The 13,113-nt window shown below is 58.8% G+C and carries 10 protein-coding genes and 1 pseudogene; 3 read left to right on the plus strand and 8 right to left on the minus strand.

From position 1 onward, the window contains the following. Positions 1-14: 14 nt before the first annotated feature. Together ACR3FC_RS21190 and ACR3FC_RS21195 are read right to left on the minus strand one after the other, a co-directional pair. Positions 15-1,223, minus strand: coding sequence for a mandelate racemase/muconate lactonizing enzyme family protein (locus tag ACR3FC_RS21190; protein WP_480478456.1), 1,209 nt, complete (start codon positions 1,221-1,223; stop codon positions 15-17). After that, positions 1,220-2,845, minus strand: a complete 1,626-nt coding sequence (locus ACR3FC_RS21195) for a GMC family oxidoreductase (RefSeq protein ID WP_480478458.1) — start codon at positions 2,843-2,845, stop codon at positions 1,220-1,222. The genes ACR3FC_RS21190 and ACR3FC_RS21195 overlap by 4 nt, the downstream gene beginning before the upstream one ends. A 118-nt stretch (positions 2,846-2,963) precedes the next feature. On the opposite strand from ACR3FC_RS21195, the gene ACR3FC_RS21200 reads away from it, so the two are divergent. Together ACR3FC_RS21200 and ACR3FC_RS21205 are read left to right on the plus strand one after the other, a co-directional pair. Then, positions 2,964-3,851 carry a LysR family transcriptional regulator gene (locus ACR3FC_RS21200; RefSeq protein ID WP_480478460.1) on the plus strand — a complete coding sequence of 296 codons (888 nt, stop codon included), beginning with the start codon at positions 2,964-2,966 and terminating at the stop codon, positions 3,849-3,851. A 110-nt stretch (positions 3,852-3,961) separates the two neighbouring features. Continuing rightward, a complete protein-coding gene (locus ACR3FC_RS21205; protein ID WP_480478462.1) occupies positions 3,962-4,789 on the plus strand; it encodes an IS5 family transposase in 828 nt (275 codons plus the stop codon). A 194-nt stretch (positions 4,790-4,983) separates the two neighbouring features. On the opposite strand, the pseudogene ACR3FC_RS21210 reads toward ACR3FC_RS21205, so the two are convergent. After that, positions 4,984-5,178, minus strand: a pseudogene (locus ACR3FC_RS21210) (IS6 family transposase); the annotation flags it as partial. Positions 5,179-5,406: 228 nt separating this feature from the next. Here ACR3FC_RS21210 and ACR3FC_RS21215 point away from each other — a divergent pair. Continuing rightward, positions 5,407-6,303: a LysR substrate-binding domain-containing protein gene (locus tag ACR3FC_RS21215; protein ID WP_480478464.1), complete on the plus strand. Its 897-nt coding sequence runs from the start codon at positions 5,407-5,409 to the stop codon at positions 6,301-6,303. A 177-nt stretch (positions 6,304-6,480) separates the two neighbouring features. Here ACR3FC_RS21215 and ACR3FC_RS21220 read toward each other — a convergent pair whose 3' ends face one another. The 5 genes from ACR3FC_RS21220 to ACR3FC_RS21240 all read right to left on the minus strand — a co-directional run bounded on the left by ACR3FC_RS21220 (position 6,481) and on the right by ACR3FC_RS21240 (position 13,096). Continuing rightward, complete coding sequence (locus ACR3FC_RS21220) at positions 6,481-7,107, minus strand: cupin domain-containing protein (protein ID WP_480478466.1); 627 nt, start codon at positions 7,105-7,107, stop codon at positions 6,481-6,483. A gap of 251 nt (positions 7,108-7,358) precedes the next feature. Beyond that, positions 7,359-8,861 carry a glycerol kinase GlpK gene (gene glpK / locus ACR3FC_RS21225; RefSeq protein ID WP_480478468.1) on the minus strand — a complete coding sequence of 501 codons (1,503 nt, stop codon included), beginning with the start codon at positions 8,859-8,861 and terminating at the stop codon, positions 7,359-7,361. After that, positions 8,858-10,501 carry a glycerol-3-phosphate dehydrogenase gene (gene glpD / locus ACR3FC_RS21230; RefSeq protein WP_480478470.1) on the minus strand — a complete coding sequence of 548 codons (1,644 nt, stop codon included), beginning with the start codon at positions 10,499-10,501 and terminating at the stop codon, positions 8,858-8,860. The genes glpK and glpD overlap by 4 nt, the downstream gene beginning before the upstream one ends. Further along, entirely contained in the window at positions 10,501-11,343 is an 843-nt protein-coding gene (locus ACR3FC_RS21235) for an alpha/beta fold hydrolase (protein WP_480478472.1), read from the minus strand. The genes glpD and ACR3FC_RS21235 overlap by 1 nt, the downstream gene beginning before the upstream one ends. 31 nt (positions 11,344-11,374) lie before the next feature. Next, the gene (locus ACR3FC_RS21240; protein WP_480478474.1) at positions 11,375-13,096 is read right to left on the minus strand and encodes a PHA/PHB synthase family protein; all 1,722 of its coding nucleotides are present in this window, start codon (positions 13,094-13,096) and stop codon (positions 11,375-11,377) included. Between the last annotated feature and the right edge of the window lie 17 nt (positions 13,097-13,113).

Below are 13,113 nucleotides of genomic sequence, written 5' to 3' on the forward strand. Positions count from 1 at the left end.
CTTTCGCCTTCGGTTCACTGGACAACCGGTTCGGTGACCAGGTTGAGGTGGAGTTCTGTATCGCGATAGGGATGGGCCGCGATGGCGGCGTCGTTCAGTTCGACCCCGAGGCCCGGGGCGGAGGGCGGGATGACGTAACCTTCTTCCCAGGTGATCGGGGTGGTCAGAAAATTCATGAAGGGCCCGTCGAAACGGCCGATGGATTCCAGGATCAGGAAGTTCGGACTGCAGGTGGCGATCTGGATATTCGCCGCCGCCACGACCGGCCCGCAGTAAAGATGCGGCGCGATCTGTGCCTGACGGGTTTCGGCCATCGACGCAATCTTCTTGGCTTCAAGGATGCCGCCGACCCGGCCGAGGTTCATCTGCAGGATCGAGGCCGCGCCGGCCTCGAGAATGCGGGCGAATTCATGCTTGGTCGTCAGCCGCTCGCCCGCCGCCACGGGGATCGAGGTGTAGCGGGCAACTTCCGCCATGTCGGCGGGGTTTTCGGGGGGCAGCGGTTCCTCGAACCAGAGCGGGTCATAGGCTTCAAGCCGACGCGCCATACGCTTGGCGCCCGAGACGGTAAACTGGCCATGGGTGCCGAAAAGCAGGTCGGCCCTGGTGCCCACCGCCTCGCGGATGCGTTTGCAGAAGTTCTCGGACAGCTCGAGGTCACTGAGCCGCGGCTGGTGGCCGTCATAGATGCTGTAGGGGCCCGCCGGGTCGAACTTGACCGCGGTGAATCCCTGCGCGACTGCCTTGATTGCGGCTTCAGCCGCCAGGTCGGCATCGTTGTAGACATTGGGCGTGTCCGCGTCGGGATAGACATCGCCCTCGGGCGGATAAAGATAGGTATAGCTGCGCAACCGCTCGTGCACCTTGCCGCCCAGAAGCTGGTAGACTGGCTGGTCCGCCGCCTTGCCGATGATGTCCCAGCAGGCCATTTCCAGACCGCTGAGAACGCCCATCACGGTCACATCCGGCCGCATGGTGAACCCGGCGCCGTAGGTACGGCGCCACAGCCGTTCGATATGATGCGGGTCCTGCCCGGCGAATTGCCGGTCAAAGACGTCATGCGCCATCGCCGCGCAGAGATCCGGCCCGAATGTGGCGTTATAGATTTCTCCGACGCCGGTGATACCGCATTCCGTGGTCAGGCGCAGAAAGATGAAGTAGCGCCCGCCATGGCGCGGCGGGGGGTTGCCCACCACGAAGGTTTCGAGTTTGTCGAGTTTCATGACCTGCCTCCCAGCAGCATTGAATCTTCCAGTATGAGCTCTGCCGCACGCGCCGCCAGCATCATCACTGGCGCATTGATGTTGCCCGAGGTTATGTTGGGAAAGGCCGAGGCATCGGCGACCCTCAGCCCGGCAATGCCATGCACCCGCAACCGTGCGTCCAGAACCGAATCGCGTGCGGTTTCGCCCATGCGGCAGGTGCAGCTGGGGTGAAAAATCGTTCCAGCGCGCTCACGAAAATCCTCCAGCAGCTGCTCGTCGCTCATTCCGACAACATCGGGCACCAGGCGCGTTTCGGTCACAGCGCGGATCGCCGGGGTTTGAGCTAGGCCCTGCAATACCCGCCCGGCTTTGATTGCCACTTCGCAATCTTCGTCAGTTGACAGCGAATTCGGCCGGATTGCCGGAGCCGCAGCGGGATCGGCAGAGGTGATCGCGATCTCGCCCCGGCTGGTCGGTCGGCAGGGTTGGGCGCAAAGCAGAAATCCCGGCTCGGGATCGACGCCGGCATTTCCGGCGGCATCCGTGACATAGGACATAGGGTTGCAGTAGATTTGCAGATCGGCCGCCCCGGCCCTGTCGTCCGAGCGCACGAAACCACCGACCTGATTGACCGGCACGCTGAGGGGGCCTTTCCGGGTCAGAAGATACTGCACCCCGGCCAACATCTGTCCGATCCGGTTGCCCAGGCGGTTGTTCAGTGTCGGCCGGTTTGCGCGGTAGTAATATGAGATCCCCAGATGATCCTGGAGCCCCCGGCCCACCTGTGCCAGATCGTGTTTCACCTCGATCCCGTGACGCTTCAGCAGGTCCGACGGTCCGATGCCGGAAAGCTGAAGGAGCTGTGGCGAGTTGACCGCCCCTGCCGCGATGATCACCTCGCCCCCGGCCCGCGTAACAACGGATTTTCCGCCGATGCGGTAGCGAACACCGGTGGCCCGGCCCGCCTCAAGCTCCACCTGCTCCACCAGCGCGCCGGTGATCAGCTTCAGATTGCCGCGTTTCAGCGCGGGCCGCAGGAACGCATCTGCCGAAGACCAGCGGCGGCCGTCGCGCACGGTTGAGCGCAGCTGCATCAACCCCTCGGTCTCTGTACCGTTCAGGTTCCGCGCCACCTGCCAGCCCATCTCTCCTGCGGCTTTCAGGAAGTGCCGGGAAAACGGATGCATCCGCGCACTGACATCGCTGACCCGGAGCGGTCCGTTGCCGGTGGTGCCCGCCGGGGTGCTCAGTGTTTCGAGCGCTTCATAGGTGCGCCGTACGCTTTCGCTGTTCCAGCCCGTGGCGCCCGACTGTTCCCAATCGTCGAAATCGTGCGGCAGGCCGCGCAGATAAGCCATGGCGTTGATCGAGCTCGACCCGCCAACCACCCGGCCACGTGGCCAGTAGGCACTGCGCCCGTTCAGCCCCGGATCGGCCTCGGCAGTGTAGCGCCAGTTTACGCGCGGGTCGTTGAAGGTCTTGCCATAACCCAGCGGCACCTTGATCCAGAAACGGCGGTCGCTGCCACCGGCTTCTATCAGCAGAACCTTGTGGCGCCCTCCGGCTGATAGCTGGTCCGCAAGAACGCAGCCCGCCGATCCGGCGCCCACTATGATGAAATCGAAGTCAGAGTCAGGCATTGGCACGAATCCCGAAAAAGCGTCAGCGCTAAGATCGCCGACGCTTTTGTCAGGGGTTTAGCTATAAATCAAACAATGCTATTTTGACCTGAGGCTAAACTTCAGTTTAAGGAAAGCCATGACCAAACTCCCCCACGTCACTTGGCTCCGTACCTTTGAAGCCGCAGCACGACACAGCAGTTTTACCGCCGCCGCCGAAGAGCTTGGCCTTACGCCCGCCGCCGTAAGCCAGCAGATCCGCCTGCTCGAAAAGCAACTGGATACCGCCTTGTTTGTCCGGCTGCCCAGAGGTGTCACGCTCACAGACGCAGGAAAGGCCTATGCCCAGCCGATCCGTCGATCCTTTGCCGATATGCAATCCGTGACCAGCGGCTTGTTCCGAAAGGCGCGAATGCCCGCCGTAAGAGTGCGCGCTTCCATCTCTTTCGCCGGGCTGGTCCTGGCGCCGCGTATCACCGAGTTTCACGCGCTGCACCCTGAGATCCCGGTGCAGTTGACCTCGTTCGTATGGGCAGACCGTTTCGGCGACGATCCTTCTGACATCGACATACGCTACGGCACGGGAGACTGGGACGATGGCGCACTGCAACACCTTGGGCACGAGACCGCCATTCCCGTCTGTCATCCGGACTTTGTCGCGTCATTACCGCAGCCGCTGACAATTCAGGCGCTTGCCGCCGGTCCCACGATAGAGATTATGGGATCCGAGGCCGACTGGTCACAATTATCCGACCTGCACGATCTGAAGCTTCAGATGACTGGCCACCTTTTCAAGGTGGATTCCTCTCTTATAGCGCTGCAGTCGGTGATCGCCGGCCTGGGCACTGCCATGGTTCTGGAACGCTTTGCTTTGCATTACCTGGACCGGGGCATTCTGATCGCGCCATTTGAATATCGCCTTCCGGTCCGACTGTCGCATTTCATCGTATGCCGTGAACGATCACTGCTGAAAGAGGAAGTTCGGGTATTTTGCGATTGGCTAACGGCCGTCATGCGGGAAAACTGAACTGATGCGGTGGATGCCCCCACCAACGGTATCTTGTATGCCATAGAGCGTGTTGCACAAATCGTTTCCGATGCGTAGCTGGTCCTTTGATTTGACTGCGGGATGCTGTGATGCCTTTCAAATTCAATGCGTCGCGGCGGGATAAGTTTGCGAAAGCAAAGTACCGTGTGACGAACTGGGCCGAATACAACGAGGCGCTCCGCCAGCGTGGTGACGTAACGGTCTGGTTCAGCGAAGACGCGGTGTCTGGGTGGTGCGCAGTGCGCTCCGGCAAGCGCGGTGGTCAACAACGATATTCTGATCTGTCGATTGAGACCTGCTTGACCTTGCGCGCCGTGTTCGGCTTACCGCTTCGCCAAACGCAGGGCTTTGTCCGCAGTCTGCTGCGGCTCATGCAGACGGACCTCCCCGTGCCGGATTTTTCGACGCTTTGCCGGCGTGCGCCATCGCTTCAGATCGCGCCCGACACCCGGACAGCCAGTGGTCCGATCGCGCTGGTTGTGGACAGCACAGGGCTGCGTGTCCACGGTGGCCGCGAGTGGATGCGTGAGAAGCACGGGCTGCCGAAGGCCCGCAAGATATGGCGCAAACTGCATATCGGCTTCGATCTGGAGAGCGGCGAGCTTGTGGCGTCCTGCCTGACACCCCAGCAGGTCGGGGACACCGGCGCTCTGTCCGACCTTCTTGCCGAGGTGTCCGGTCCGGTGCGCCGTTTCATCGGTGACGGGGCTTATGATGGTGTACCAACCGCCGCGACCATCCGGCATGCGTTTGGCCCGGATGTCGAGCTGATTATTCCGCCGCCGAAGAACGCCGTTCCCGGAGATTGCCAGGCACGCAACGCCCATATCGACATGATAACCGAAACTGGCCGAATGGCATGGCAGAAGGCCACCGGTTATGGTCAGAGATCGCGCGGCGAGGCCCAGATCGGGTGATACAAACAGGTCATCGGACTGGAACTGCGCAGCCGCAACATGGAGACCCAGACAACCGAAGCCCGCATCGCTGTTAAAGCCCTCAACCGCATGACCCGTCTAGGTCGTGCGACCTATGAACGTGTCGCATAACGAACCGGGGAAAGGGGCAAATGCGGCCCAAGCGCTATTCGTGCAACGCGGTCGATACAATGTGCGAAATGCCGACCAAACCGGTTGACCCATTTGCGTATGGTCTCACGGCTGACCATCACATTCCGCTCGGCGAGCAGATCTTCAACATCAGCGGCACTGAGTGCGAACCGATGGTATGCCCAAACGGCGTAGGCGACGACTTCACGGGGAAAACGGTAGCCCTTCAGGCGTGGCATCTCAGCTGGTATATTCATGGAGACCGGCTAAACAGCCTCAGGTGCGACTGCAAGTTGGCAATCCCATTTATGGAGATCTGCGTTTGCAGAAAGTCCAACCCTCAGCTTCAGGAGGACCAGAGCGGACTCTCGCAAATGCCGGTTCGTGACACCCTACCGCCAATCACGACCTGGGGCCATCTTGATCAATATCTGAATTTTGAATAGCCTCAAAGTATTGGCGGGACGTGATGGAGATTAGTGACAATGGAAAAGATAAAAAATATAAAGTCTATTCAGGTGTTTATGGCGGCTGCAAATGCCAAGAACGCATCTGGCGCGGCTTCTTACCTGAATACCAGTCAAAGTTCGGTAAGTTATCACATTAAAAAATTAGAAACCGAAGTTGGTGTGCCCCTGTTTGAGAGGTCACACACCGGGCTGGAATTGACAGAAGAAGGCACCCTGCTTGCTTCTTATGCGGAGCGCGGCCTGACGCTCATCCAAACGGGTCTCGACAAGATCGCGGATATGGTCGAATCCACGAAGGTGGCGCTCTTGCCGATGTTCGCGAGCCGGTGGTTGGCGGCAAGGCTTGGTGATTTCTGGGAGCATCACCCCAAGTTGCCGGTGATGATGCAGACACATAACAATACCTACACCAAGCTGGAGCGCCCTGATCACTTCGCCGACCTGGGTGTGCAGTGGGGGTGCGGCGGCTGGAAGCGGTTTAACTCAACCAGATTATGGCCAGAAAAAATGGTTGTTGTCTGCAATCCGCAATATCAGGTAGCAAACCGTATCGAAACGCCTGCTGATCTGGCGCGCTGCACCTTATTGCATGTCGACGATGAGAGGATGTGGCGGGAATGGTGCACGAATAACGGCCAGACGCTTTCTCAGTCGCAGCCGCAAATGATACTGGAGGACAGGCATTTCCAGCTGAGCTCAACGATCAATGGTTTGGGCGTATCGCTATTCGCCAAATGGCTGGTCCAAAAGGAGATTGAACAAGGTGTGCTGGTCAATGTTTTCGACCGCGACTACGATACGTCGTTCGCCTATCATTTGACCTCTCCCAAAGATACGCCGCTTTCACAATCCGCACTAAAGTTTCAGAACTGGTTTTTCAAACAATGCAGGGAGTACGGACCATATCGCTAGATGTGAGCGATTTCTGGCTGCCTCTTTCCGGATATTTGACCAGTCGCCACTGAAGTCAGCAATTCAATGGCGACTGGCCCCCAACGATCAGAGCAACCGGTTCATCGCGCCCGGGACGGGATGGAGAGAGTTCAGGCGCGTCAAGCGATCTGGTCGTTGGGTGCTCCAATTTCGGCGTCACTCTTCCTGAGAGTTACCGTAAGCCTTCATCTTCCCCTCGAAATAGACCACATTCTCACCGTAGGGCTCCAACCCCATGGCTGCCTTGCGCATGACGTCCACTTCGTCGAAGGCCTCTTCGGCGGGGCGGAGGTATTTCACGTCATTGCGCCAGTAATATTTGAACCCGTTGAAATGGCCGTTGTCCGGGTACCAATACATAACGCCAAACCCTTCGGGGTCCTCAATCGGGGTGTTGTGGATCGTGTTTCCGGGAATGTAGAAGTAATCACCGGTTTCCATCCATTGATACTCGCCCTGCGCCAGGGTTCTGGCACGACCGGAAACCGCATAATAGCATTCCGGTTGCCCGTGGAAATGCGGGTTGTGATCGGAAGGCTTTCCGTTGGTGATGCCGATGGTGACCGGCCAGTCGCTGAGTTCCTTCCAGAGATACCCGACCGGCGCGTTGTCAAGGCTGCATTCAGCGGCCTCGCTGATCGCGCCACTGTCATCTATCGTCAGGCAGCCCTGGTTCTCGGCCGGGATGGTCTCATCCGGCTGAATGCTCAGAAAATCGACCTTTCCGCTTTCCCAATCCGCGATATAGGCCCGGACCGTTTCATTGTCACATTGCGCCGGCATGGTGTCGGATGGCGCGAATGGGCTTGTGACAAACGGCACATGCGTTGCCTGCTGAAACGGACGCTGAGCCGTGATGAAATGACCATGCTCATTGATGTTTCATTCTGCCTGCGTTTCCTCTGCATTGGCAGAAACACCGCCAAGACAGAACACTCCAACAGCTGCGAATGTGTATTTGGATACTGATTTCATTTATTTTTCCCACCTTCATGGAAATTGAGTTCAACAGAACAGGTTGATCTGTTCCGGGCTTAATCCGGCGTCGAAACGACACTCATCGTCGCATCTACCGCACGTTTCCATCTGCCGTACCTCTGGCTTCTTTCACTCGCACTCATTACGGGTTCAAAGCTGCGTTCCAGTTCCCAGGCACGGGCAAAGCCTTCCATGTCCGGATAGAGACCGATCTTCATTCCAGCGAGCCAGGCAGCCCCCGCAGCGGTCGTCTCACGCACTTTTGGCCGGTCAACCGGGGCACCGGTGATATCGGATAGAAACTGCATCGCCCAATCATTGGCCGACAGGCCGCCATCGACACGCAGGATCCCGGTTTCACCACCGGTATCCCAGTCCGTATGCATTGCCTCAAGCAGGTCGCGGGTCTGAAGGCCCACACTTTCCAGCGTGGCGCGGGCAAGCTCGGCCGGCCCGGAATTCCGCGTCAGCCCGAAAACGGCCCCGCGGCAATTGGGTTGCCAGTATGGCGCCCCCAGACCGGTAAAGGCCGGGACCAGGATCACATTCTGCTCACTGTCGGCCTGCTCGACCAAGGCTTGGGTTTCTGCGGCATTCCTGATGACACCCAACCCGTCTCGCAGCCATTGCACGGCAGCGCCGGCAACGAAAATCGAGCCCTCGAGGGCATAGCAGGGTTTGCCCTCTAGCTGGTAGGCGATTGTGGTCAGCAGCCGGTTTCGCGACTGCACCGGTGCATCCCCGGTGTTGAGAAGCGCGAAACAGCCAGTGCCATAGGTGGATTTTATCATCCCCGGCTTGAAACAGGTCTGCCCGACCGCCGCTGCCTGCTGGTCGCCGGCAACGCCCTGGATCGGGACTTCGCGTCCGAACAGGTCTTCGCGTACAACACCGAAATCATCGGCACTGTCCCGGACAGTCGGCAACATCTGTACGGGAATGTCCAGAAATCCGCAGATCGTTTGCGACCAGCGGCCTTTATGGATGTCGTACAAGAGGGTGCGCGCCGCATTTGTTGCATCGGTGACATGGCTTTTGCCCCCGGTCAGCCGCCAGATCAGGAATGTATCGACTGTCCCGAACAAAAGCTCGCCCGCTTCGGCGCGCTCGCGGGCGCCTTCCACGTTGTTGAGCAGCCAAGCGAGTTTGGTGCCGGAAAAATAGGGATCGAGCAGTAGGCCGGTGCGTTGCCGCACCATGTCCTCATGCCCCTCAGCCCTGAGTTTCCGGCAGAGATCGGCAGTGCGTCGGTCCTGCCAGACGATGGCATTGTGGATGGGTCTGCCCGAAACCTTGTCCCACACCACGGTGGTTTCGCGCTGGTTGGTGATACCCATAGCCGCGATGTCGGACGCGGTCAGCCCGGCGCGTTCGATCGCGTCGCGACAGCTTCTCACCGTTGTCGACCACAAGTCGGTCGGGTCGTGTTCGACCCAGCCGGAGGCAGGATAGTGTTGGGGAAACTCTTCTTGTGACGTCGCAATCAGACGCATGCTGCTGTCAAAAATGATGGCGCGGCTCGATGTCGTGCCCTGATCTATTGCAAGTATGTGGCTCATCGCAGTGCCTCCATCTCGGCCTTTGCCGATTCAAAACCCGCGTCCTGCATCCAGTGCTGCAATGCGCCGACCTTCTCGGCGCTCAGCCTCAGGCCCAGTTTGGAACGGCGCCAGACGATATCCTCGGCGCTCTTGGCGAATTCGTGCTCCACCAACCAGCGCACTTCGCTTTCCGTCAGGGTCGCGCCGAAATTGCGGCCTAGATCTTCGATACGAACGGCCTTGCCCAGAATCTTCTGCGCGTCGGTGCCGTAGGCGCGAAACAAGCGACGTGCCCAGAATTCATCGAGGAACGGGTACGCGCGGCGCAGTTCCGCCATCTTCCGATCCGCATCCTCGACCGGGAAATCCCCTCCGGGCAGTGTCGCCTGCGCCGTCCAGGAGCCAGGCAAACCGTCACAGAATGGAGCAAGTTTCTGGATCGCCGCCTCGGCCAGCTTGCGATAGGTCGTGATCTTGCCGCCGAAGACATTCAAAAGCGGCGCGGGCCCGGTGGTGTCGAGTTTCAGCACATATTCGCGTGTCGCGGCAGTGGCGGTGCTTGCGCCGTCATCATAAAGCGGCCGCACGCCGGAATAGGTCCAAACGATATCATCGTAACGGACAGGTTTGTTGAAATATTGCGAGGCGAAGCGGCACAGGTAGTCCTGCTCGTCTTCGGAACATGCGGGCGGGACCGCAACGTCGCGATGGTCTGAATCCGTGGTGCCGATCAGTGTGAAATCGCCCTCGTAGGGGATCGCGAAAATGATCCTCCCATCTGTGCCCTGAAAGAAATAACATTTGCCATGATCGAACAGCTTGCGGGTTACGATATGGCTGCCGTGGACAAGGCGAACCGATTCACCGCTTTGCGTTTTGGTAACAGTATCAATGACATCACCGACCCATGGCCCGGCGGCGTTGACAAGCATGCGCGCAAAGTAATCCTGGTCCTCGCTAGTTTTTCTGTTCCGGACGGTAATGACCCAATGCCCGCTTTCGCGTCTGGCAGAGGTGACGCGGGAATGGGTCAGGATGGTTGCACCACGCTCTGTGGCGTCGCGGGCATTCAATGCAACGAGCCGGGAATCGTCGACCCAGCAGTCGGAATACTCAAAAGCTTTGGTGAACTTGTCCACAAGCGGTTCTCCAGCAGCATCCCTCTGCAGGTTCACTTGACGCGTCCCCGGCAGAATCCCGCGCCCGCCAAGGTGATCGTAGAGAAACAAACCCATTCGGATCAGCCATGCCGGCCGACGTCCGCGCATCCACGGCATGACGGTTCTGAGCAGTTTCGAGGTGGGCGTCTCGCCCTCGAAGCGCATGCTGCTGTGATAGGGCAACACAAAACGCATGGGCCGGCTGATATGGGGCATTGCGCGCAGCAATACCTCGCGCTCTCTCAGGGCCTCCCGCACAAGGCGGAATTCGAAATATTCAAGATAGCGCAATCCACCATGAAACAGTTTGGTGGATGCCGACGAGGTCGCCCCCGCAAGATCGCCCATCTCAGCCAATGTGACGGACAGGCCCCGCCCGGCAGCGTCTCGTGTGATTCCGCACCCGTTGATGCCGCCGCCGATGACAAAGAGGTCAAGCAGGTGTTCCGGGGTGCCAACGATATCGGGTGATTTTCTTTCAGCATGGTTTTCGTTCATCACGACAAACCTCTCTCGCGATCCAAAAATGATGTGATCAAAGGGCCGATCTCATTTCGGCGAGAATACATCAGCAGGTGTCCGGCCGGGAAAACCTTCAGTTCCGCACCCGGAATTCTTTGTGCCAGCAACATTTGGTTTGCCACCGGTATCAGCCCGTCATAAATTCCCGAGATCACCTGCGTCGGCTGCGTGATCCGATGCAGCCAACCTAGGCTGGTCCACGAAAGCATCGCCGCAACCTGGCCGTAATACCCGACAGAAGACGGAGGGATGCTGTATTGGGTATATTCCCTGAACAGCGAAGGGCACAGGAGCGCTTCGCCGCCATACATCGCTGGACCCACAAAGTTGGCATATTCCTTGCTGGTGTATCGCAAGGGGAAGAAGATTTCCGACAATGCGACAGGTGTGCCCCACCAGCTGCCAATCCCGCCAGCGGAGGTGATCGCAAGGACAAGCCTGCGGCATTTGTCGGGATGATCATGCGCAAGTTGCTGGGCAATGGTGCCGCCCCAGGAAATCCCCAGCACATCGTATTCCCCGACACCAAGCCGGGACAGCAACCTGGAAACCAGTGAGGCGTGATCCGTGATACCAACCACCTCTTCGGGCACCGAGGACAGGCCGGTGCCCACTGCATCAAAGGCCAGGATAGTGCGGTCTTTCAACTCTTCGATCAAGGGGAACAGAACCTCGACGGACTGTCCCAGACCGTTGCAGATCAGCAAGGGCGTACTATCGTTCCCTACCTCCCTGATGAATACCCGCAAGCTGTGGTCACCTATGCCGACCACCTCGAGGCGGCCATCCAAGGGCATGATCGCCTTCGCCTCCGTCATGGCCTCTCTCTCGCGCTCATCGAGCGTGACACTATCCATCCGTGGAAACGGCTTCGGTCACATATGTGCCGGGCGCCGGATCCAGAACGGGATAGGCATCGTTTCCTGCCGCCTTCGGGCTTGCGACGCGCTTCTCGGTCCCGCTATCCGCAAGCCAGGCGATCCAGTGCGGCCACCAGCTGCCCTCGGCATGTTCGGCGCTCGCCTTCCAGCCATCGGGGTCGAGATTGCGGTCACCGCCGTGATAGTAGTTCCGGCGGCTCTTGGTCGGATGGTTGACGACGGTCCCCGAGACGTGGCCTCCATCGGTCAGCACATATTCCGATTGCCCGCCCACAAGACCGGTCGCAAGGTAGGACGTCTTCCATGGTACGATATGATCGCCTGTCGCCGCCACGAAATAGCACGGTAAGTCGATCCGTCCGGTATCGACGGGCTGACCCAGAATTTCCAGCGATCCTGGGTCTTTCAGACGGTTTTCGTGGTACATCTTCTCGATGTAGTAAGAGAACCACTTTGCCGGCAGGTTCGACGTATCGGCGTTCCAGTAGAGAATATCGAAAGGCGGCGGAGATTTCCCGAGCAGATAACTTCCGACAACGAAATTCCAGATCGAGTCGTTGACATGCAGCAGTGACATAGCATGGGCGATGTCGCGGCCGGGCGCCAGTTTCTCCGTCCGCAGACGCCGCTTGTAGATTTCGATCTGAGGCCGGTCGATAAAGACCTCTAGCTCTCCGGGATCGCTAAAATCAATCATCGAGGACAGGAAGGTCGCGGTGCCGACCCGGCGCTTCAAAGCGTCATCCATGACCGCAAGCGCGACTGTCAGCATCGTGCCGCCGTTGCACCAGGACAGGAGATCGGCCTTGTCGGCCCCAGATATGTCCAGACAGACCGAGAGCGCCTGAAACACACCGGTTTCGATATAGGTGTCCCAATCGAAATCGCGCTCGGGTGACGGGTTGCGCCACGAGATCATGTAAACGCTCAGCCCCTGTTCCAGCATGTAGCGGACCATGGACTTCTTCTCATTGATGTCGAAAATGTAGAATTTGTTCACACAAGGCGGCACCACGAGCACCGGCCTAGCCTCGACTGTCGGCGTGACCGGATGGTACTGGATCAGCTCGATCAGTTCGTTCCGGTACACGACCGAGCCCTCTGTGGTTGCCAGGTTTCGGCCCACATCGAACGCGTCTTCGTCGGTGGTGCTGACATAGCCCTTTTCGACGTCAGCGAGCAGATTGCGGAAACCGTCGATCAGGCTTTGCCCTTTGGTTTCCTGCGCGCGGCGAATGATTTCAGGGTTTGTCAGCGCATAGTTCGACGGCGCCAGGGCATCGGCGATCAATCTCGTATAGAAGCTGAGCTTGCGCTGTTCGTGGGAAGGCAGGCCTGTCTTGTCAGCAATATCAGTCATGCGCTCGGCCGTCAGGCAGTAGGCGTCGCGCCAGAATGAAAACATCCCTTCATTCCATGCATCATCGCTGAAACGCCGGTCCTTGGTCCTTGCCGGGGCCTTGTCGCCGTTGCCCGCAAAGCTGCCCAGCCAGAGTTTCGCGAAATCGGTCTGATATTGCACCCAGGCCGATAACGCATCGCTGCGCGGTTTGAACAAGGCCTCGAAAGTGGCGTTGAAGGAATCGGCGACTTCCGCAAGTTGCTCGGGTTCCATCGCGGCGAACAACGGATGCGATTTCAATGCGCTTTCGAACGACTGCTCGAACATGCTCTTCATTTTGTTGTCCATCTTGGATCACCCCATGT

It is taken from the genome of Ruegeria sp. AF3 (assembly GCF_056536285.1).